General features: G+C 31.3%; 16 protein-coding genes and 6 pseudogenes. 5 read left to right on the plus strand and 17 right to left on the minus strand.

The window, feature by feature from the left end; all coding sequences use genetic code 11:
- Positions 1 to 18 precede the first annotated feature (18 nt).
- From ACZ1HD_RS00540 to ACZ1HD_RS00620, 17 genes and pseudogenes are all read right to left on the minus strand, one after another.
- Positions 19 to 294, minus strand: coding sequence for a VanZ family protein (locus ACZ1HD_RS00540; protein WP_472688324.1), 276 nt, complete (start codon positions 292 to 294; stop codon positions 19 to 21).
- A gap of 58 nt (positions 295 to 352) precedes the next feature.
- A pseudogene (gcvH, locus tag ACZ1HD_RS00545) lies at positions 353 to 732 on the minus strand (glycine cleavage system protein GcvH).
- Positions 733 to 762: 30 nt separating this feature from the next.
- The gene (locus tag ACZ1HD_RS00550) at positions 763 to 1,200 is read right to left on the minus strand and encodes a hypothetical protein (protein WP_472688325.1); all 438 of its coding nucleotides are present in this window, start codon (positions 1,198 to 1,200) and stop codon (positions 763 to 765) included.
- Positions 1,201 to 1,256: 56 nt separating this feature from the next.
- Entirely contained in the window at positions 1,257 to 1,796 is a 540-nt protein-coding gene (locus ACZ1HD_RS00555; protein WP_472688326.1) for a hypothetical protein, read from the minus strand.
- 311 nt (positions 1,797 to 2,107) lie between these two features.
- Positions 2,108 to 4,875: pseudogene (gene sov / locus ACZ1HD_RS00560) on the minus strand (T9SS outer membrane translocon Sov/SprA).
- Between the two features lie 49 nt (positions 4,876 to 4,924).
- A pseudogene (gene sov, locus ACZ1HD_RS00565) lies at positions 4,925 to 7,869 on the minus strand (T9SS outer membrane translocon Sov/SprA).
- Positions 7,870 to 7,873: 4 nt separating this feature from the next.
- Complete coding sequence (gene ruvA / locus ACZ1HD_RS00570) at positions 7,874 to 8,455, minus strand: Holliday junction branch migration protein RuvA (RefSeq protein WP_079737899.1); 582 nt, start codon at positions 8,453 to 8,455, stop codon at positions 7,874 to 7,876.
- 29 nt (positions 8,456 to 8,484) lie between these two features.
- Positions 8,485 to 10,773 (minus strand): annotated as a pseudogene (locus ACZ1HD_RS00575) (NADP-dependent malic enzyme).
- Between the two features lie 92 nt (positions 10,774 to 10,865).
- Positions 10,866 to 11,225: a hypothetical protein gene (locus ACZ1HD_RS00580; protein WP_472688327.1), complete on the minus strand. Its 360-nt coding sequence runs from the start codon at positions 11,223 to 11,225 to the stop codon at positions 10,866 to 10,868.
- A gap of 71 nt (positions 11,226 to 11,296) precedes the next feature.
- A complete protein-coding gene (locus tag ACZ1HD_RS00585) occupies positions 11,297 to 12,157 on the minus strand; it encodes an alpha-amylase family protein (RefSeq protein ID WP_472688328.1) in 861 nt (286 codons plus the stop codon).
- Positions 12,158 to 12,192: 35 nt separating this feature from the next.
- Positions 12,193 to 12,600 carry a hypothetical protein gene (locus ACZ1HD_RS00590; protein WP_472688329.1) on the minus strand — a complete coding sequence of 136 codons (408 nt, stop codon included), beginning with the start codon at positions 12,598 to 12,600 and terminating at the stop codon, positions 12,193 to 12,195.
- A 32-nt stretch (positions 12,601 to 12,632) separates the two neighbouring features.
- On the minus strand, positions 12,633 to 13,547 hold the full coding sequence (locus ACZ1HD_RS00595; RefSeq protein ID WP_472689413.1) for a carbohydrate kinase family protein: 915 nt from the start codon (positions 13,545 to 13,547) through the stop codon (positions 12,633 to 12,635).
- 9 nt (positions 13,548 to 13,556) lie between these two features.
- A pseudogene (locus ACZ1HD_RS00600) lies at positions 13,557 to 14,849 on the minus strand (MFS transporter); the annotation flags it as partial.
- 100 nt (positions 14,850 to 14,949) lie between these two features.
- On the minus strand, positions 14,950 to 15,546 hold the full coding sequence (locus tag ACZ1HD_RS00605; protein WP_472688330.1) for a TonB-dependent receptor domain-containing protein: 597 nt from the start codon (positions 15,544 to 15,546) through the stop codon (positions 14,950 to 14,952).
- Positions 15,498 to 16,190, minus strand: a complete 693-nt coding sequence (locus ACZ1HD_RS00610) for a TonB-dependent receptor domain-containing protein (protein ID WP_472689414.1) — start codon at positions 16,188 to 16,190, stop codon at positions 15,498 to 15,500. The genes ACZ1HD_RS00605 and ACZ1HD_RS00610 overlap by 49 nt, the downstream gene beginning before the upstream one ends.
- A gap of 100 nt (positions 16,191 to 16,290) precedes the next feature.
- The gene (locus tag ACZ1HD_RS00615) at positions 16,291 to 16,998 is read right to left on the minus strand and encodes a hypothetical protein (RefSeq protein WP_472688331.1); all 708 of its coding nucleotides are present in this window, start codon (positions 16,996 to 16,998) and stop codon (positions 16,291 to 16,293) included.
- Positions 16,998 to 17,573, minus strand: coding sequence for a carboxypeptidase-like regulatory domain-containing protein (locus tag ACZ1HD_RS00620; RefSeq protein ID WP_472688332.1), 576 nt, complete (start codon positions 17,571 to 17,573; stop codon positions 16,998 to 17,000). The genes ACZ1HD_RS00615 and ACZ1HD_RS00620 overlap by 1 nt, the downstream gene beginning before the upstream one ends.
- A 177-nt stretch (positions 17,574 to 17,750) precedes the next feature.
- Between ACZ1HD_RS00620 and ACZ1HD_RS00625 the strand changes: the two genes are divergently transcribed.
- From ACZ1HD_RS00625 to ACZ1HD_RS00645, 5 genes and pseudogenes are all read left to right on the plus strand, one after another.
- Positions 17,751 to 18,053 carry a LacI family DNA-binding transcriptional regulator gene (locus ACZ1HD_RS00625; RefSeq protein ID WP_472688333.1) on the plus strand — a complete coding sequence of 101 codons (303 nt, stop codon included), beginning with the start codon at positions 17,751 to 17,753 and terminating at the stop codon, positions 18,051 to 18,053.
- The gene (locus tag ACZ1HD_RS00630; protein ID WP_472688334.1) at positions 18,019 to 18,774 is read left to right on the plus strand and encodes a substrate-binding domain-containing protein; all 756 of its coding nucleotides are present in this window, start codon (positions 18,019 to 18,021) and stop codon (positions 18,772 to 18,774) included. Before ACZ1HD_RS00625 ends, ACZ1HD_RS00630 begins: the two co-directional genes overlap by 35 nt.
- A 126-nt stretch (positions 18,775 to 18,900) precedes the next feature.
- Entirely contained in the window at positions 18,901 to 19,518 is a 618-nt protein-coding gene (locus ACZ1HD_RS00635; RefSeq protein WP_472688335.1) for a carboxypeptidase-like regulatory domain-containing protein, read from the plus strand.
- Positions 19,494 to 19,910 (plus strand): DUF5686 family protein, encoded by a 417-nt coding sequence (locus ACZ1HD_RS00640; protein ID WP_472688336.1) that lies wholly within the window; start codon positions 19,494 to 19,496, stop codon positions 19,908 to 19,910. The genes ACZ1HD_RS00635 and ACZ1HD_RS00640 overlap by 25 nt, the downstream gene beginning before the upstream one ends.
- Positions 19,894 to 21,374: pseudogene (locus tag ACZ1HD_RS00645) on the plus strand (DUF5686 family protein). Before ACZ1HD_RS00640 ends, ACZ1HD_RS00645 begins: the two are co-directional and overlap by 17 nt.
- Positions 21,375 to 21,379 lie beyond the last annotated feature (5 nt).

Here is a 21,379-nt window from a genome sequence, read left to right on the forward strand (position 1 = left end):
TACAAGTCTTTTTATTTTTTAACCTCTTTTTTTAAAAAAAATGCTAAATATTAATAAACCTAATAGTACACCAACAGAATTCGCAATAATATCTAAAAAATCGCCTGTTCTATATGAGGTAACAGTTTCTTGTAAAATTTCAATAATTATGCCAAAAGAGATACAACTAATTATAATTAAATAATTTTTATTGAACTTTTGTAATGCAAAAAGCCAAGACAATGATAAGACAGTATAAGCAAAACTATGTTGCCATTTGTCTATATTGCTAATAGATATATTGTACTTAGGCATTTTCATTAAGCTTAAGTACAAAATTAGTATTGCTATGGCTACAGCAAAAAGTAATTTTTTATCCCTTAATAAGTTTTTCGTAAGCTTCAGCATCTAATAAATTATCTATTTGCGAGCTGTCTGATATTTCAATTTTTATCATCCAACCTTTATTATATGGGTCTGAGTTTACTAATTCGGCTCGTCTTCTAACTCTTCGTTAAATTCTGTTACTTCTCCTTTTAAAGGCATAAATAAATCTGAAACAGTTTTTACTGCTTCTACAGAACCAAAAACTTCTCCTTCTTCTACAGTATCGTCTAAAGTATCTACATCAACATAAACGATATCTCCTAATTCACTTTGTGCGAAATCTGTAATTCCTATAGTTGCTACATTTCCTTCAATTCTTAGCCACTCGTGATCTTTTGTGTATTTTAATTCTGCTGGAATATTCATCTTAATATTATTATTGGTTGTTTATTGTTTTTAATTTCCTCCTAAATTATAGATAATGTTAAAGCCACCATTTATTGCTTGACGCGGGAAAGTGGTTGATATAGCATATCTAGATGTTTGATGATTGTAATAAAACGATGCCGTTAAATTTGCGCTCAATCTGTAATCGGCTGCAAATTTAATAGAAAATAATCTTTGTCCGCCACTTATTTGATTATTATCTTCATCTACAGATCTAATTTGTGTTAAATTATCTCTTAAAGAAACATCTGCTCTTAAATTAACGTCTCCTTTAAGAGTTGTCTTTTTACCTGTAAAACGAGTATTTACCTTTACATCTTTAAAAACATAACCCAAACCAAAGATATATTCTGTTCCTTTTATATCTGTTAAGGTGCTGTTGTTAAAATTCATTGTTAATGTTCTGTCTCTTTTTACTTCTCCTCTTAAAGAAAAAGAGTTTCTCATTTTCATGTCAACTTTAATTAGCGGAGAAAATTCGTCAACTAGAGTTGCAGCAGAAATTAATAATTCGCGCTCGTAATTTCGGAAGAATTTGTTGTGCTAAACGGATTATTAGAATCGTATTGTAAATTATTTGTAAAACTAGAAACCGTGTAAGAAGATTTGTAACCATGAGAAACTACAAAGTTGCTAAAGTTCTTCTTAAAGAAATCTAATTTCATAAGTCCAGTATATCTTAGAGTCCAATTTGGTATCGGAATATTTCTAAACAAACTAGTATTCACTTTATCCGGGCTAGAACCCGAATATGCAGCCATAAATGCAGGTAATAAAACTTGCTGACTATTGCTACCGTAACCAGTTGAGTTTCCTCCGTTTTCTGCTGCTAATCTTTCTGAAATTGCAGATCTATATGTTCTCATAGTTTCAAAAAGCGCATCACCGTCTTTAAAAGCAGTTGCAATCATAGAATGACTCGTGCTAAAGTTTCCTGTTTCAAAAGCTGGGGCACTAAAATCTAATGCTCCGTTTGTTGTGCCGTTTTCGATGACATCTAATTGCTGAGATAAATCTCTTGTTTTAATTTTATTACCTCTCACATCAATATTTAAATCTTTAAAAGGCTTAACTGTAAAAGTGTAATCTAATTTATTGTAATGAGTTCTGCTGTAGGTTTTATTATAATACTCGCTATTATCTGGATCTCTTGGACCAACTAACCAACCGTTTTGTAATGCTTTATTTCTAATATCTACTTGGCTACCAAAAGCAAAAGAAGTTGGTGCGCCACCTAAAAAGCCAATGTCTTCTGTGTAACCTGGTAAAAACTGACCATTATTTTCTGAATAACTTATTTTACCTTGTTTTACAGAGGTAACTACATCATAAACACCTTTTAAAATTTGCTTACCTACCGATAATTTTTTCTTAGAATTAACTCGTCCAGGAGCAGGAGGTAAACCACTTCTGAAATTCCTTTTGCATTTTTTCTTTGATTTTTAGATAATAGTAATTTTTCGAAACCTAAACTTTTATAGAACTTATCGAAAGTTAAAGTTGTATTTAAATTGTGCGTGTTTGCATTTTGTACAACATTACCAACCAAATCTACATAAGCAACATCGGTACCATTTACATCTATTGTACTTTGTGCTGCAGCTTGCCAATCAAAATCTGCTGTGTACGCATAATCTGCTTTTACCCAACTTAAAAATGGGACTTTATTTATGGGTAACTGGTAGGTTCCGTTTAACTTCTGATGATAATGGTTTGCTCTACCTGTGTTAAAGAAATCATCAAAAATCTGAATATCTTCATTCGTATCAAAAGTATCGTAAATGTAACTGTTGGTTGCATTAAAGTTAAACTGAAGTGACTTTGTTAAATCGAAACCAACGGTATAATCCCAATCAAATAAAAATCTACGTTGTTTTAATGCTGGTTGATCAGATAAACCTGCAACTAAATTTCTAGATTGTTGTTCTGTAAAATTTCTATTAATTCTAGAATTTACTGAAACTGTAGATGGTATCGGATTGAAATTAATATCTTTAATTAGTTTTAAATATTTGCTTTGTAAAAAACCTATGTTTTTAAAAGGCTCTATAGATTTTGACTGAAAATTGTAGTTGTAAGTAGCACCTGCAACTACGTTTTCGTTTACATATTTTTGAATATTGTAATCTCTATGAAACTCTTTGTTATGAGCATAAGAAACAGAAATATTTTCAACATCATAAAACTTTGGTTTTTTGGTTGAATTCGGATTTCTGTTTTTCTTTACATTGATAAAACTAATACTTGTTCTTTTAGTATAATCTCTAGAAAACTCGCTATTAGGGTTTTGTTCTAAAGCATCTTCTAAAGTTACATCTTGGTACTGCGGATCGTATTTTGGATCAATAAACTTTTCTCCGATACTATAACTCATAGGTAATTGAATTCCCCATTTTTTAGGCGTTAAAACCTTGCCTAAATTAACAGTTGTAGCAACATCGTATTGTTTTGTCTCGTCTAAACTACGTTGGTTTACTCTATCTTCTACATTACCAAAACCTATTGTAGACATGCTTCCGGCTAAAGAAACGTTTGCAACATCAGCAAAATTAGCATCTGCATTAATAACAGCAGCCCAACCACCTTTATTGTCAAAACCAGCAGATCGAAGTTCGTTAAACCAAACTTCTGCACTTCTAGGAGATAAAGAAATGTTTTTTAAACCTAACATTATTGTTCTTAATTGTGCTAAAGTTGGGTTTCCTTTTACACTAATTGTATATGGTAAATCTGGGTCTTGCTCTTGAGATTGATAAATTTCGTTTACCGGAAAGTTAACATTGTTTCTTTCTAATTTTATCTTACCAAAAGTTTCTAAAAAGGCATCTAAATTATTTGCTTCGGCCAAATGTCTAAAGCAGATGTTCCGGCTTTTGTAACTTTTAAAGGCAATTCTATTTGATAAAAATTCTCATTTAAATCGGTTCCTAATCTTATTACAGCAGCTAATTCATTATCGTTAACAACAGCTTCTCTTTCTATTTCTTGTAAGTGCATAAACATTTTTAATTGCTTAAAACGTCTTAAATCTACACTAATGTTTTTGTAAATAGCTCTTGTTTCTTCTGGTTCTAATCTAGTAACTTTTAGAGTAACCGATTGTTCGTTTTGCAATTGTACTGTTGTACTACCTTGTAAACGCTCTCTTTCGATACCTGGTGGTTGTATATAACTTCCTTCATTTTGCTCTATACTTACAACACCAACTTCAAAATCATTTAGTTCGTCTTGGGTTAATTCTCTATCTGGGTTTGTAGTTGGATCTAAAGTTCTCACATACCTTCTCCAGTCACCTCTAACCAAATCTAATTCACCAAAACGTACTACCACTGGCATTCTAAAATTGGTTAAAAACATTCTTACAAAACGAATACTATTAAAATCAGAAATACCATTTACAGGTGTTCCGCTTCTTACGGGAACTCTAAATTGATACCATTTTGTTTGTTGTGTATTTCCGTTTTCTAAAGTAACCGTTGTTGTTTTTTCATCTACAATATAACCAACTCCTTTTCTTAAATCATTCTGATTCATAGAAATTCTATATTCATAATAGCTTTCTACAGTATTCATTGTTTGATCTTTGTTGATGTCTTCTGTATCTGGATACGTTGTAGAAGATGTCGGGTAAGGTTCTGTAGATTGATTTAAGGTTGGCGAATTACCTTGAGTATTATTGTAATCTTTATATCTAGTTATTAATGATGCGTTTATTGCGTCTAAATTTGATCCTCTAAAAAACTGAAAGTTATCTGCCGCAGGATCTGTTAAATTTGCATATTGTCCAATGCCTGGTAAATTACGTTCTTCATCATCATTTAAACCATCAAAACCAATATCTTGGTTTGTTCTTGCATCATCTAATTCATTAAAAGCATAAATTATCGATGGATTTCTAGGAACATCTCCCCAAGTAGTTCTATTAACATTATTACCATTAACTTTTAAACCATCTTCTGGTAAACCGTTTTCGTACATTTTACGGTTGTCTTTCAAAATATCTTCAGAAATATTACCAAGATTTATATACAAATCTCCAACTTGATTTGCTGGATTGTTTGGGTCTATACCAGCAGGTAAACCTTCTTCGTTTGTGATAGAGTAATTTTGATAAGGATCCATAATCCGAATTGCATATACTCTACATTTGCTTGATCAAAATTATTTGTTGTTAAAGGTCGCATAATTCCTCCCCATCTTGTTTCGGGTTTGGTAATGTTACTTTATCGTTTTGTATTGTTGCTGCAGGATCATAATTATAAGAACCTCTTTCTGCCGGAAAATAAGCTAAATCTAAAGTTCTAACTAAAGAGTTTTGCGTAATATCTAATTGTACATTAGGAAACAATTCTCTGTAATTAATTTGTCTTGTTTCTGCTCTAGAAAGTTCGTCAGCATCAATACTTGCAGGCGTATCACCAACACCGTAAAATATTTGATCTACGCTGTACCAAGCTAATTTTGCTCTTTTATAGTTGTAAGATAACCCATCACTTTCTCCGTTAAAGTTAGGAAAGTATTTAGGTGTACTCGCTTCATACCAATCTAGTGAAGAAAGTAAACTAATTGGCACTTGCGACGCTTCAAAATCATCGATATAAGAAGTTGCTGCACCTGTTACGTCAATTCCGCTTGGTGTTCCAGGAATCAAATAAGCCATATCACCACGAACAGATAAATTAGAAGGCGCATCTGTATCTACAAACGGTAATTTGTTTGCCAGTTTTGTAAAATAAGGCACTTCTGTAGCATAATTAAAGTTAAACCCTAACATGGTGTTGTTAATAGGTTCTGCACCAAAATTAACTTTAGGTGTTAAAGGTCTTTCTTCGATATTTAAATAAGTTGCACCAACCACAAAATCTTCAGAAAATTTGTGTTCTACATCAATACCAAAAAGTTTTTCTTTGCTGATTAAAAACAGCGTTATTTTCTGTAGATACGCTAATAGGAACGCCGAAGCTTGTAAACCCGGATCGATAATTTGTACTCTTCCTAAAGAATAATCTACAACATAATCTACACCTTCTACCAACTGTCTTCCGCCAGCGGAAACTCTAACAGAACCTCTAGGAACATTGAAAGCGCCAATTGGTATTCCGCCGTAATTTTCTGATTTAAAATATCCCTTTAAAAAGTATTTGTCTTTATTCTGAAAGTTATTTTTAATGTTGATTTTAGTATTTAAATACAATTCTTTAAATATAAAATCTTCATCTGCAGGGTTTGTTAATTCGTCTGCTAAATCGTTACCAAAAGGTTCTGGTTCAGGAAAAAGATAAATCCGTTTTCAGAATTTACGGTAATTCCTTCTACATAATCGAAAAAACCATCCGGCGATCTAAACTGACTTTGATCTAATTGATCTAATTTTAAAACTTGTAATAAAGGTAAGTTAGAAATACCTACGGTTGCAGCATTTTGTAAAACATTAGAAGGTATACCTGTTTGATCGTCTCTGTATTGAATTTCGAAACGGAAACCATCTTGAGTTAACGGAAAAGCGCCTAAAGCATATACGTTCTTCATCATTAAACGCCAAGTAGGAAAAGCTTCATCTTCTCCGGTAGTTACATTTGTTCTTTTTGTTTGTAAGATTTCTGATCGCAATAATTTTACCGCTAAATTGTTAGGTGCTTGTATACCATCATTAGAAAACTCACCAACTTTAAAAGAGTTTTTTGTACTTCCTGTAACGTTACCCGCTACTGTATATTCATAAGCAACAGCTAAAACTTCACCATCGTTTAATCTTCTATTTAAAGAAATAAAACCTAATTGCGGATTTAGTCGATATTCATTTGCATCTAATTTTCTAGCATTTTCTAAAACCGAATAATTAGTTCCGTTTTGCATGTTGTATGGTTGCAAAGAGCTATCAACAGTAGAAATATCTCTTATACCGCCTGCAGGAATAATTTCTGTACCAATTCTATTTGCACCATTAAAAGGTAAATTATTACCAGCAACTTGTGGTTGTGTAATTGCAGGGTTTAATACAACACCATTTTCATCAACCAAAACTTGGTTTTCCGATTCGCCAATATCAGCAAAAGCAACAATACTTCTGTAATCTTCTGTACTTGCGTTTCTATTCGTTATCCAAACTTCTACTCTTGTTATATTAATTGGGCTATTAATTAACGGGTAATTTTTAAGCGAATTTGCATAATTATCTATAAAATATTGCGATAAGAAAAAGTGTCTGTCATTATCGTAATCTGTAGTTCTTAATTCGAAAGGTTGTATTGATGCACCGCCTTCTGCAACAACGGTTTTGCTTTCTGAGTTTTGCTGAGAAAACACTGCAGTAATATTGGTGTTACCAAACTTTAAATCGGTTTTTACACCAAATAAACTTTGGGCTCCGTTTATTAAAGAGTTTTTAATTGGCATAGATACATTACCAGCTTCTAAACCTTGTATGATGTCGTCTTCGTTTGGTTCGAAACCAACTTTAACTAAATTCTGAAAATCGAAAGAGGCTTGTGTATCGTAATTTGCTGTAAACTCTAATCTACTACCAACTTTAGCTCTTATACTTGCGTTAATTTGCTGATCAAAATCAAAAGTAAAATTACTTCTATTTTCTTCGGATATTTGCGGATTATCTGTGTTTTGATAGATAAAACCTAACTTTAAATTTAAGCTACCAGTTGGTGTTACTTTTACTTCTGTACCGCCAAAAATGGTTTCGAAAAACTTGTTGTTCACATAATAAGTTGGCAATAAATCTTTTTGTGCTTCTTTAGAACCTTTTTTCTTACCGTTTGTTGCACTCACTTTATCTTTAAAGTAAAGCAACATATCTCTTTTTAATCGATATTGTTGGTACTCTCTAGGTGATAAATAAATAGGAGTTCTTGTGTAGTAATTCCCAATTTTTTCTACAATTACATATTTATTTAAAACTTTATCAAAAATGATTTCTTTTTTAGATAAATCATCTAAATATAAACCACCTTTTTGGGTGCTTTTAAAATCGTAACGTAAATCTACTTTGTCTTTGTTAACTTTTGTTGAGTCTTTTTCTGTAGTGTCTTGAGCATAAGTAGATAAACTTACCGTTAAGATAATTGCTATTAATAAAAACGTATTTTTAAAAATTGTACCCAATTGATTATAAACTTTTTAAGGCTAATTTTATAATTTTTTCTACAGAAGCATCTGTATGTTCTTTTAAAATTGCTGTTATTATTTTGTCTGATTGTTTTCTTTGAAAGCCTAAAACTTCTAAAGCAGATAACGCTTCTTCTTTGTTTGTATTGCTTACTGTTACAGAAACTTCGTCGATATCGAAAGTCTTTAAGATTTTATCTTTTAAATCTACAATAACTCTTTGGGCTGTTTTTGCCCCAATACCTTTTACAGATTGTATTAATTTTACGTTTTCTGATGCTATTGCTTGTTGTATTTCTTCCGAAGTCATAGAAGACAACATTGTTCTAGCAATGCTTGGGCCTACACCAGATACAGAAATTAAGAATTTAAATACGGCTCTTTCTGTTTTATTGATAAATCCAAAAAGTGTATGCGCATCTTCCCTTATAGAAAGATGCGTATACAGAACTATATTTTCATCTGCAGGCAATGCAGAAAATGTATTTAGAGAAATATGAAGCAAATAACCAACACCGTTACAATCTACTACAACTTCGGTTGGGCTTTTTTCTACGAGTCTTCCTCTAACTTGTGTAATCATAAAATTATCTTTTTCAGGCTTCTAAAATACTACTTTTTATTTGTTGTTTCTTTTTCTTTTTGTTGTGCATCTACAACAGCTAATGCTGCCATATTTACCATCTCATCTACACTAGAACCTAATTGTAAAATATGTACTGGTTTGTTAAAACCTAAAATTACGGGTCCAATAGATTCTGCGCCTTCTACTTGCTTTAATAATTTGTAAGTAATATTTGCAGATTCTAAGTTAGGAAAAATTAAAACATTTACTTTTTTACCATTTAATTTAGAAAACGGAAATTCTTTAGCAAGCATTTCAGAATTTAAAGCAAAATCTGCTTGTACTTCTCCGTCGATAACCGTTTCTCGAAAGTGACGATGCACATAAGATACCGCTTCTCTAATTTTTTTAGAAGTTTCTGAAGTTGAAGATCCAAAGTTAGAGTAAGATAACATAGCAATATTTGGTTTCATACCAAACATGTTTACAAACTTACCTGTCATTTGAGCAATTTTAGCCAATTCTTTAGCCGAAGGATTTTGGTTAATGGTTGTATCTGCTAAAAACAAAGGTCCTTGTTTTGTTAACATTAAATTACAAGCTGCAATTTTAGTAACATCTTTGTCTCTTTCTATTAACTCTAACATTGGTTTTACAACCGTTGGGTAAGGTCTAGAATATCCGGTAATTAAAGCATCTGCTTCACCTTCATTTACCATCATTGCTGCAAAATAATTACGTTCTCGCATTAATTTTTTAGCTTCAGAAAAAGTTCTACCTTTTCTTTGACGTGTTTTCCAGTAAGCTTCTCCAAAACGGATTCTTCTTTCTTTTTCTTCGTCTGTTTTAGGATCTATAATTTGCACATCTGCAGTAAAACCGATTTCTTCTTTCAGTTCTAGAATTACTTCTTTTCGTCCTAATAAAATTACTTTTCCTAATTTTTCTTCATGAACTCTTTGTGCTGCTTTTAAAACATCTAAATGATCTGCCTCTGCAAAAACTACACGCTTAGGATTGCTTTTTGCTCTGTTATGCAAAAGTCTAATTTCTTTACTTCCGTAACCCGAACGTTCCATTAATTCTTCTCTATATCTATCCCAATCTGAAATTGGTTCTAGAGCAACTCTGAATCCATTGCTGCTTTTGCAATTGCTGGTGGAATTTCATAAATTAATCTTGGATCAAAAGGTTTTGGAATGATGTATTCTTTCCCATAAGTTAAGCTTACTTCATCATACACAATATTTACCTGTTCTGGTACAGATTTTTTTGCCAAGTCTGCTAATGCATGCACTGCGGCAAGCTTCATTTCTTCGTTAATTTTTGTAGCTCTTACATCTAAAGCTCCTCTAAAAATAAAAGGAAAACCAAGTACATTGTTAACTTGATTAGGATGGTCTGATCTACCTGTTGCCATAATTATATCTTTTCTTGTGGCTATGGCAACATCATATTCTATTTCTGGTACAGGGTTTGCCATTGCAAACACAATTGGGTTTTTTGCCATTGATAAAAGCATTTCCGGCGAAACGATATTCCCTTTTGATAAACCAATAAATACATCAGAATCTTGCATTGCTTCTTCTAAAGTATTAAGGTCTCTGTCGGTTGCAAATTCTTCTTTTTGAGAAGTTAAGTTGCCTCTATCTTTTCTAATAACCCCTTTACTGTCGCACATTACAACATTTTCTCTTTTTACACCTAATTTTAAGTATAAACGAGTACAAGAAATTGCAGCGGCACCGGCACCATTTACTACAATTTTAACTTTACTAATGTCTTTTTCTGTAATATCGATGGCATTTTTTAAAGCAGCTGCAGAAATTATTGCAGTACCATGTTGGTCATCGTGCATTACCGGAATGTCTAACTCTTCTTTTAACCTTCTTTCGATTTCAAAAGCTTCTGGAGCTTTAATATCTTCCAAATTAATTCCTCCAAAAGTAGGAGCAATTGCCTTAACCGTTTGTATAAATTGATCTACGTCTGTAGCGTCTACTTCAATATCAAAAACATCAATATCTGCAAAAATTTTAAAAAGTAATCCTTTACCTTCCATTACAGGTTTAGAGGCGTCTCGGGCCAATATCACCCAAACCTAAAACTGCTGTACCATTAGATATTACAGCTACTAGGTTTCCTTTTGCAGTATATTTATAAACGTTATTTTTATCTTTTGCAATTTCTAAACAAGGTTCTGCTACACCAGGAGAATACGCTAAAGCTAAATCGTGCTGTGTTGCGTATTTTTTTGTAGGAACAACCGCAATTTTTCCTGGTTTTGGTTTTGCATGATATACTAAGGCTTCGTGTCTTTTTCTAGAATCACTCATATAATATTTGTTTGCTTGTTTAAGCATACAAAGATAGGGTTTTCAATGAAAGACCATATTAAATAACAAAGAATAATCGATTCTAGAGTTGTTTAAAAAACCAGTTTTGTAATCTTATTGTTTTCTGAATAATTTATAGAAAAATTTAAAGAACTTAAATTTGCAGATAATCTTGCAAACTCATTCTTGTTTGTCCATGTAATTTCTAATTCATTTTCTTTGGAAGCACTACAAGATATTTTACCTAAAAAAGCGCTAGAAGTATTTCTTAAACGCATAAGTTTAAGTTGGTTTTTAACAATATCTTTTTTTAAGCCTTCTTCGATGTCTTTATTTGAAAGCGTTGTTCTGTTTATTTCTTTATGACCACCGCTTCCGCCTTTATCTGCTGCAGCATAATTATTTTTACCAGCAAAAATATCTAAATACCAGACCTGAGGAATACCAGGCATAAATAATTGAATTGCTCGAGCTAATAATAATTTTTCTTCACTTTCGCCTAGAGCGCTAAAGAATGTTGCATTTATTTGGTAGTAAGATATTTTTTTCCTGACGGATCATATAAATTTTTCACTCTTCCGCCTCTGTCCATAATTGTATTCATTATAGTTTCGATTTCGGCGTCTTTTAGTAAACCTTTATTGTAATTACCGTTAACTTCTTTTCCTTTTAAATCTAAAACAGGTATACCGTCATGACAACCTAACATGTTAACGGTTTTATAATTTTTAGTTATAATTTCGTCTATCCAAGTTAAAAGCGCTTTGTTGTTTGCTTTTTCTAGGGTGTGAATCATTAAACCAGGTAAGAAAAAATCATAAATTTGGTAGGATTCTTTTGCAACTTCATCATGTAAATTTAAACCATATTCTGCATGAATTTCTGGTAATAAAATAAGGTCGTTTTTTTTAGCAATTTCATTAATTCTGTCTAAATATGTCCAAGTGCCAGGTTTGTTAAAAAAATTTGTTTGTCCTATTTCTTTATGTAAATAAGCAAAAGCATCTAATCTTAAAATTTTACAACCAAAACTTTTAACTTTGGCTAAAGTTTCTTCGTAAAACTGCCAAACAAGTTCAGATTTTGCATTCACATCCATTTGACCTAAATAGGTTGCTTTTTGATTAACAAAGTTTAAAACATCATTTTTAAACTCATTAAAATCATCAAAATTAATAGTTGATAAATCTTGATTAGCTTCTAATGCTGTGTTTATTTTTTCTGAAATTATTGCAGCCTTGTTTAAGGGTAAACTAGTGATTTTACATATTTCTTCAGAAGAAATTTTATGATATGTTATGTCTTGATAAAAAGTGTTCCAATAAGGTTTTTTAGTGCCGTCTGGAAAAGGAACCTTTAATATTGGAAGTCCAGATTTTCTCATGAACAATTTATCTAAAAATTCTTTTTTAGGAATTATTATATCATCTTCATTTTTTGTTCCGTTACCTTCCCAAAAAGAATTCCAATTGATAAAAAGTCTTTGTATTTAGATTTTTCTCCGTTTTTTAATAAATCTTTAAATTGAGGTGAAGCTACAGATAAATGATTTAAAACGATATCGAATTTTAGCATTATGTTTAGTTCTTCTAAAGCTTTTAAATCATCTTTAGAAACCAAATTAGTATTTAAATTGTAATCGATTATAGAGAAACCTCTATCTAAATCGCTATTAAAAAATGTGGGTAAAATGTAGAATAAAGAGAAAACATCTTTAAATTCTGGCATTTTAAGCATATTAATAGTGTCTGTTAATTTCTCTCCAATACTATCCGGGTATGCGTTTAACATAACTCCGTTAAAAGTTTTATTTTCTTCTAGCTTCATTTGTTTATTATTCTAAAAGTTTAGATAAAATATTAATGTTGTCTCGGTAATCTACCTACGTTTTGTAATTTTAATGCCGCAAGTTGTAATGCTACTTTTAAACACTCTTCTATTGGTTTTTCTTTTATGTAAGCAAATAAAAAGCCCGACCAAAAAGCATCTCCTGCACCCGTTGTATCCATTACTTTGTCAACTTTAATGGCAGGTAAAGCAATTACCTTTTTGTTTTTTTTAGATAATTTTACACCGTCTTGACCTAAAGTTAAACAAACTGTATCTACATTTAAATCATGAAAAAACTTAAATATTTGATCATGAGGAAGTTCTTTTTCAAAAAGTCGTAGCATATCATCTTCGCTAATTTTTATTAACGGATTTAATTTACAGTAAGCTTCAATCACTTTAAAAGCTTGATCTCTACTTTCCCAAAGTTTCTTTGCGTAATTTAAATCGATGCTTAATTTACAACCTAATTTATACGCTTCTTCTGCTTTTTTTAGAATTGTACTTTGTGCAGGTTCTTTACTTAAAGCAAAACAAGTAGTATGAAATATTTTTGAATCTGATAATGTTTCTTTGGATATTTGATCTTTAGTGATATATCTGTCGGCATCTCTAAAAGGTATAAAATCCGGCGTTCCTTCAGATTTTGAAACAAATATTACACTTGTAGGTTTGTTTTCTAAAACCTTTATATTTTCTATATTAACACCAACTTCTTTTAATCTTTTAAAAATGTATTCGCCAAAACCGTCGTTACCAACGGTAGAAACCATTACTGGTTTAAGCCCTAATCTTGCTGCATTCATTGCTACATTTGTAGGCGAACCACCAAGATATCTATGGTAGTCTCTTGTATTGTTAATTAAAACACCTGTTTGATGACCAATAAAATCTACTAGTACTTCACCAACACATAAAATGTCTATATTTCTATTATTGTTCAAAATTTTATTTTTTAAATTGCTTTTACTTTTAATAAAAAGCGTAAAAATTGCACTGATGATTAGTAAAACGCCTGCAAAGGTTATTGCGTTTCGAGGATCGTTATCTAAAAAGTTTTTTAAGATATAACCAAACGATAATGTTTGAATTATCATTGGAATTACAATCATCATGTTTATAATGCCCATGTAAACGCCATACCTTTCTTTAGGAATATCGGCAACAACCATTAAATAAGGAATACCCATCATGCTTGCCCAACCAATACCAAAGCCTGTTATTGCAAAGAATAATAAATTTTTATTTTCGATATACGGGAATGCTAAGAAACCAATTGCGGCAATTATTAAACAGAAAGCGTGTACTTTTTTAGGACTGAATTTTTTAGCAAAACCAACCAATGCAAATGCTACTAAAAATGTAACAACGTTATACCAACCATTAACTAAACCTGTCCAGCTTACAGCTTCGCTATAGGCTTCTTTGTTTTCTCGAGTCGCATTCCAAACAGAAAGGGCAACACTTTTAGAAGAATTTTGCCAATAACAAAATAAAGCATACCATTGAAATAAATAAACCAATGCTAACTGCCACATAACTTTTGGCATGTGCTTTATTGCAGAAAATATTTCTATTAGCGGTTCTAAAATACTTTTCTTTTCTCTTAGTTTTTTTAGCTCTTCTTCTGTTGGCGGAATTTCTTTAGTTTTTTTAATACTCCAAAGAATAGTTGCTATAGAGCAAACAGCACCTAAGAAAAATGATGCGTAAACCCAAGTTGGTAATGCGCCAGTTGTTCCTATAAATATTAATGGAAAAATAAATAGAGATAAATTGGCCAAAACTTGTCCTAAACCTGTAAAAAAGCTTTGCATTTGAAAGCCTAAAGGTTGTTGTTCTGTGTTTAATTTATCGGCGATTAGTGCTCGATAAGGTTCCATTGCGGTGTTGTTACCAGCATCTAAAATCCATAAAAGGCCGGCTGCCATCCAAAGAGAACTACTAAAAGGGAAAGCAAATAATGTTAGACTACACAAAATTGCGCCAATTAAAAAATAAGGTTTTCTTCGTCCGAATCTTGGGCTCCAGGTTTTATCACTTAATGCTCCTATAATTGGTTGTACTAATAAACCTGTTACAGGACCAGCAAGATGTAAAATTGGAATTTGATCTGGACTTGCACCTAAAAAATCGTAAATTGGTGTAACTGCACTTTGTTGTAAGCCAAAACTATACTGAATTCCGAAGAATCCAACATTCATGTTTAATATTTGCCAAAAACTTAGGCTAGGTTTTTTTAACATTATGGTATAATTTTTAAATGATTTTTTAAAATAAGAAGAGGACCAACAGAATGTACGTTGGCCCTTTTCTTAATAACCAAACTTACTATTAACTCAAACTTTAAAAACTATATTGTAATGTCATTGTTGTAGAACGACCAGAAATTGTTCTTGCTGCAGCTAAACCACCAGCAATGTTACCGTTTCCTTCTACTTCTGTAACACCTATTGTATCAAATAAATTGTTAGCGTTTACACTTAAAGATAATCCTTTAGTTAAACTTACTTTTGCTACAGCGTTTATATATGCGTAACCTGGCATAACTAAATCGTTATCATCTTGTGCGTAAGATTCTGATGTGCCTAAAATTGTAATTCCTAATAAGTGTTGCTTACTGGTACCAAAAGAATATGTTGGCGCTAGATTATAAACAAAATCTGCTTGTCTTCTTGGTGTGTTTCCTTGATTTGCACCACCATCAATTTCTGCTTTTGTATAAGTAACAGAACCATTTATACCGAAGTTACCAAAACTTAATGCAGATTCAACTTCTAAACCTAATGCTTTAAATGGATTACCAACTGTTCTGTTTAATTCGTTACTAATACCTTCGTCTGTATTACTTACAAAACCAGTAACATTTAAAACTCCGTTGTTTAATCTCTTTTTTAAACCAACTTCGAATTGAGAAATTTCATCAAATTGAACATCTCCCAAACCATCTGTTCCGTAATTATTTCTATCTGCAGCTCTACCGAAGCACCTTTACTATATCTACCAAAAACAGCAGTACCGTTGTTGATTTTATAATTTAAACCAGCAGAGTAAGAAATAAAATTATAATTGTCGCTAATTGCTTGTCCTGGGTTACCAGCTATAGTTGGTATTGTAGATTCAAAGTCACTAATTTCACCATCACTATCATAATCAAAACCGATTAAGTCTCCGTTTGCATCTAAATTACTTAATTGTCCGTAATTGATAGAACCATTAACATTAACGTTTTCGAAACGGATACTACCATCAAAATTTAATTTTTCATTAATTTCTGCATCTACACCTACATAAGGAGAATTTACATTGTGTACTGTATTGTATTTTCTTTGACAACAGTTACCCCAAACTGGCTGACCATATGAATAAGCACCACCTTCAGAAAATCCTTCGAAAATACCAAGTCTAGCTTTACCGTCTCCTGCTACTTCAGAAATAGCAGAACTCCATTGCCAACCAATCTTTGTGTTTTGTGTTGCAGAGAACATACCAACTGTTACTCCTATATTATCATTAATTGCTTTGGTAACTTTTACATCGCTAAAAAAGTTGCTTAAATCTTCGATAGTAACATCAAAATATCTAATATCTTGTGCTAATCCGTTTGCAGGATTAAATGGTGTTCCGTCTTTATAAGTTAAAGCACCAGTTGCACCGAAGCACCTCTAACTAAAGCTTCTATTTCTGCTACAGTACCAACGTTAGCAGTAAAAGGAGCATTCCATTGACCGAATTGTTAGAATATCTTGCTTTACCGTTTACTTTCCAATCATCACCTAGATCAAAAGAGAATTCTGCACCAATTGCCGAACTTACTGGGTTGTTACCGCTTCTCATATCGTTTTGAGTAGGATTTCCATCGTATACACTATATGTATTCTGGATATTTACAGAATGAGGAGAATCTGAAGTAATATCAAAACCAGGTAAGTTTCCAAAAGTTGGGTTTGCATTTGTACCCGTTAAACTTACTGGCATTGGCATATACATAACTGTTTTATCGTTTAAGTATTTAAAATAAGTACGTACATAACCGTTTTTAAACTCTTTTGTTATATTGGCTTTAATTTGACCACCTTTATTACCTTGGTAACCAATGTTTCTTGGTCCTTCGCCAACTCGCATAAAACCACCAACATGATAATACAATCCTTCGCTAATAGGTGTACCATATTCAAAATCTAATCTACTAGATTGAAAGTCTAAACCATAAGTTGCACCGATTGTACCACCTTCTGTTCTACCAGTTTTACTAATCATGTTTATAATACCAGCAGGACCATTAGAAGTTTGTGTAGAAGCAGAACCACCTCTAATTGCTTCAACTCTACCTACATTAGAATCTATACGTAAAAAGTTATCTGCATTACCAAAAGAAGTGTCTCCAAATAGCATTAGTGGAAGACCGTCTTCTTGTAACTGTAAATATCTAGATCCACCGAAGAAACTGGTACACCACGTACATTAAAGTTTGCATTACCTTCTCCACCAGAAGATTCTGCACGAATACCAGGTATGTTTCTAAAAAGTTCACCAGCAGATCTTGGCGAAGCTTGTTCTATTTGTTTAATACCAACTGTAGAAACAGAAATACTAGATTCTATTTTAGATTTTGGGTTAACAACACCAGTAACTATAATTTCATCTAATGATTGTGCATTTTCTACGATAACGATGTTTAAAACAATTTTAGGAGAATTAAAATTAACTTCTTTTGTAAAATTGTCGAAACCTAAAGAAGAAGCAACTAATGTATAAACACCTTCTTTAATGTTTTTAATTTCATAATTTCCATCAAAATCCGAACTTGTTCCTATAGTGGTTCCTTTTAAAATGATGTTTACACCAGGAATTAATTCTCCGTTTTGGTCTTTTACTGTTCCGTAAATACTAGATTGTGCTAATAATGTAGATGTCCCTGCTAGGAATAACATTAAAAGTAAACCTTTAAGATTTGTTAGTTTTTTCATTTTTTTGATTGTGAATTTAATAATTAGTTAATCATTTCTTAAGTAAAGTTAAATTTTAACCCAATTTTTTTATCAAATTAATAAATCGAAAACGTTTTCGATTTACCGAAAACGTTTTCGATTTATTTAATTGCTTATATTTGAGTACTAATTTAATTTAAATCAACAGATTAAGATTTGGTAACATTAAAAAATATTGCAGAAGAGTTAGGTATTTCTATCACAACGGTGTCAAAAGCATTAAAAGAATACCCAGATGTTAGTGAAAAAACAAGAAAGCTAGTTAGAGAAACCGCCGCGTTGTTAAATTATCAGCCAAATTCTTTTGCGGTGAACTTAAGAACTAAAGAATCTAAAACTATAGGTTTAATTATTCCGGTGGTTGTGCATCACTTTTTTTCATCTGTAATTAAAGGTATTATAGCGCAAGCAGAAAAAAGGTTATTTGGTTATTATTCTTCAATCAAACGAATCGTATGAATTAGAACAAAAACAAATCGATTTACTACTTAGAAAAAGAGTTGACGGAATTTTAATTTCATTAGCGAATGAAACATCAGACTTTTCACATTTAAATAAAGTTATAAATCAGCAAACACCTATTGTGATGTTTGATAAAATAGCTAAAGTTGTAAAATGTTCTAAAGTTATTATTGATGATCGAAAAGCCGCTTATACTGCAACACAGTATTTGATAGATATAGGTTGTAAGAAAATTGCTCACTTTAGAGGCCCTTTGCTTCCTCAAAATTCTATTGATCGATTTTTAGGATATAAAAAAGCGTTGTTAGATAACGATTTAGAGTTTGATGTTTCTTTGGTTTACACCTGTGAATGTGGTGATATGAGTTTTGAAGAAGGAAAAGCCAATGCAAAACAACTTTTAAAAGATCATGATGATGTTGACGGAATCTTTATAAACACAGATTTAGTTGCAATTGGTGCTATGAAAGAATTTAACGATCGAGGCGTAAAAGTGCCAGAAGATATAAATATTGTGGGGTTTAGTAATTGGTTTATGGCTTCGGTGATATCACCAAGCCTAACAACTATAAATCAACCAGGATTAGAAATGGGTAAAAAAGCGTTTAAATTACTTTTTAAAGAAATTAAAAGTAGAAAGGCAAATAAGTTGATAACTCATAAACAAGTAGTTTTAGATACAGATTTAGTAGTTAGAGATTCCACTAAAAATAAATAATAGGCAACCATTTACATAAAATAGTAGTCTTACTTTTTTGTGAACATTTTATATTTCGTTTAACAAATATTAAACATTTGCTAAGCATTTAAAAATTAAGTTTGCAGCAATCAACCTCAATTATTTATGAAAAAAATTACTTTAATTTTCTTTTTATGCATTGCATTTTCTTTAAAAGCACAAGTAAAAGGAACTGTTACAGACCAAAAAGGAGATCCGTTATCTTTTGTAAGTGTTTATTTAAACAATACAATAACAGGAACTACAACTAATGAAGAAGGAAACTATCTTTTAAACCTAAAAAAACCTGGAAAGTATACTGTAATTTTTCAGTTTATAGGTTTTACAACTTTAAAAAAGGAAATAACAATTACAAGCTTTCCTTTTCAATTAAATGCCGTTTTAAAAGAAGAAAATGTGCAATTAAACGAAATAGTTATTTCTACAAAAGACAATCCTGCAAATAGAATAATTAGAAACGCTATAAAAAGTAAAGATAAGAATACAGAAAAGTATGCAAATTATACTGCTAAGTTTTACTCTAGAGGTTTGACAAGAATTAAAGATGCGCCAGAAAAATTTTTCGGACAAAGTATGGGCGATTTTGGTGGAGGTTTAGATTCTACAAGAAGCGGAATTATTTATTTATCTGAAACATTTTCTAAGATCTCATTTCAAAAAAGCCGAAAAAATTTAAAGAAAAAATTGTTGCGTCTAAAGTGTCTGGTCAAGATAATGGTGTAAGTTTTAATAGAGCAGAAGAGTCTAATTTAGATTTATACGAAAATAGTATCGAAATTTTTAACGGTTTAGTTTCTCCTATTTCTACAAACGCTTTTACGTATTATAACTATAAATTGGTAGGAACCTTTTATGATAAAAATCAAAAATTAATAAATAAAATACAACTTTTACCAAAACGTAAAAACGACCGAGTTTTTGAAGGTTTTATTTATATTGTTGAAGACGATTGGGCGTTGTACGGTATAGATGTTACCACAACCGGCGCGCAAACTAACATTCCAATTGTAAATACTTTAAAAGTAACTCAAGGGTTTAATTATTCCGAAGAAATAAAAGGTTGGGTTTTAATAAATCAAACATTAGATTTCGATTTAAATTTTCTCGGGTTTTAAACCTAGCGGAAAATTCTCTTATACCTATTCTGAATATAATTTTAACCCAAACTTTACAGAAACAACTTTTACAAATGAGGTTTTGTCTTTTGAAGAAAGCGCCACAAAAAAAGATACTTTATTCTGGAATAAGTTAAGACCAATTCCTTTAACATTAGAAGAAGTAACAGATTATAAAGTTAAAGATAGTATTAAGGTGCTAAGAAAATCTAAAAAATATTTAGATTCTATTGATGCAAAAGGCAATAAATTTGGTTGGTTAGATCCTATAACTGGTTACAGTTTTAATAATACTTTCGAAGATAAATCTTTTTCTTACAACGGCCCTTTGTTAAGAACAGGATTTAATACAGTGCAAGGTTTTTATACAGGTGTTGGGTTTAATTATTTTAAATCTTTAAATGATACCGGTAAGTGGTGGAGTGCAGGTGTAAATGCTAATTATAGTTTTTCTGAGAAAAAAATAAGGCCATCTGTGTATTTTTCTAAAAAATGGAACAATATTTCTAGACCAAGATTATTTGCAAAAATTGGTATTACAACACCACAGTTTAACGAAAGAAATCCTATAGCTAGGTTAAACAATTCTTTAAGTTCGTTATTGAGTAATCTTAATTATTTGAAAATTTACGAGAAACAAGCTGCAGAAATTACGTATTCTCAAGAAATTAAAAACGGAATTTACTTTTCCGAACTTTAGAATATGCAAATAGAAAACCGCTATTTAATACCACAGATTTTTCTTGGACCTCAAAAGAAGAAAACGGCGGTTATACATCTAACAATCCTTTAAATCGCTCAGGTTTTAATACGGCCCCTTTTGTAGAGCATAAAATTGCAACTATAGATTTAAGAACACGTTTTGTTTTTGGTCAAAAATTCTTATCGTACCCGGATAGCAAGCAAAATATAGGAAATAATAAATATCCGACTGTAAGTATTCGATATCGAAAAAGATTTGGAGCTTCTAATTCCGAATTAAATTCTGATTTATTTACAACAAATATTAATCATTTTGTAAATGCAGGCAATTATGGTAATTTTAGATACAATTTAAGGGCAGGAATTTTCTTAAAAAAGAAAAACATTGCTTTTATGGATTATTTACAACCCAACGGAAACGAATTAACATATCCTTTAAAAACCGCAGGAATTAGTAGTTTTGGTTTGTTAGATTATTATAAACTGTACTCTAATGATAAATATGCAGAAGCTCATTTAGAACATAATTTTAGAGGAGCAATTTTAGGTAAAATTCCGTTACTAAATAAGCTTAATTTTTATTTGGTAGCAGGTTCTAAAGCAATGGTAATGGCAGATGCAAAACCTTACACAGAATATTCTGTTGGTTTAGATAATTTAGGTTTTGGTAAATGGCGCTTTTTAAGATTAGATTATGTAATGTCTAACTATAATGGCGTATCAGAAAATGGCTTTTTGTTTAGATTTAGCCTTTTTAATTAAATAAT

The sequence above is a fragment of the Polaribacter sp. HA6-7 genome, from assembly GCF_055693625.1.

Excerpts from the sequence above, each read along its gene's own strand:
- ACZ1HD_RS00585 (WP_472688328.1), bottom strand. The coding sequence starts at position 12,157 with ATGAGAAAATCTGGACTTCCAATATTAAAGGTTCCTTTTCCAGACGGC.
- ACZ1HD_RS00540 (WP_472688324.1), bottom strand. The coding sequence starts at position 294 with ATGCCTAAGTACAATATATCTATTAGCAATATAGACAAATGGCAACAT.
- ACZ1HD_RS00615 (WP_472688331.1), bottom strand. The coding sequence starts at position 16,998 with ATGCTATTTGGAGACACTTCTTTTGGTAATGCAGATAACTTTTTACGT.
- ACZ1HD_RS00590 (WP_472688329.1), bottom strand. The coding sequence starts at position 12,600 with ATGAAGCTAGAAGAAAATAAAACTTTTAACGGAGTTATGTTAAACGCA.
- ACZ1HD_RS00620 (WP_472688332.1), bottom strand. The coding sequence starts at position 17,573 with ATGAAAAAACTAACAAATCTTAAAGGTTTACTTTTAATGTTATTCCTA.
- ACZ1HD_RS00635 (WP_472688335.1), top strand. The coding sequence starts at position 18,901 with ATGAAAAAAATTACTTTAATTTTCTTTTTATGCATTGCATTTTCTTTA.
- ACZ1HD_RS00580 (WP_472688327.1), bottom strand. The coding sequence starts at position 11,225 with ATGCCTGGTATTCCTCAGGTCTGGTATTTAGATATTTTTGCTGGTAAA.
- ruvA (WP_079737899.1), bottom strand. The coding sequence starts at position 8,455 with ATGATTACACAAGTTAGAGGAAGACTCGTAGAAAAAAGCCCAACCGAA.
- ACZ1HD_RS00550 (WP_472688325.1), bottom strand. The coding sequence starts at position 1,200 with ATGAGAAACTCTTTTTCTTTAAGAGGAGAAGTAAAAAGAGACAGAACA.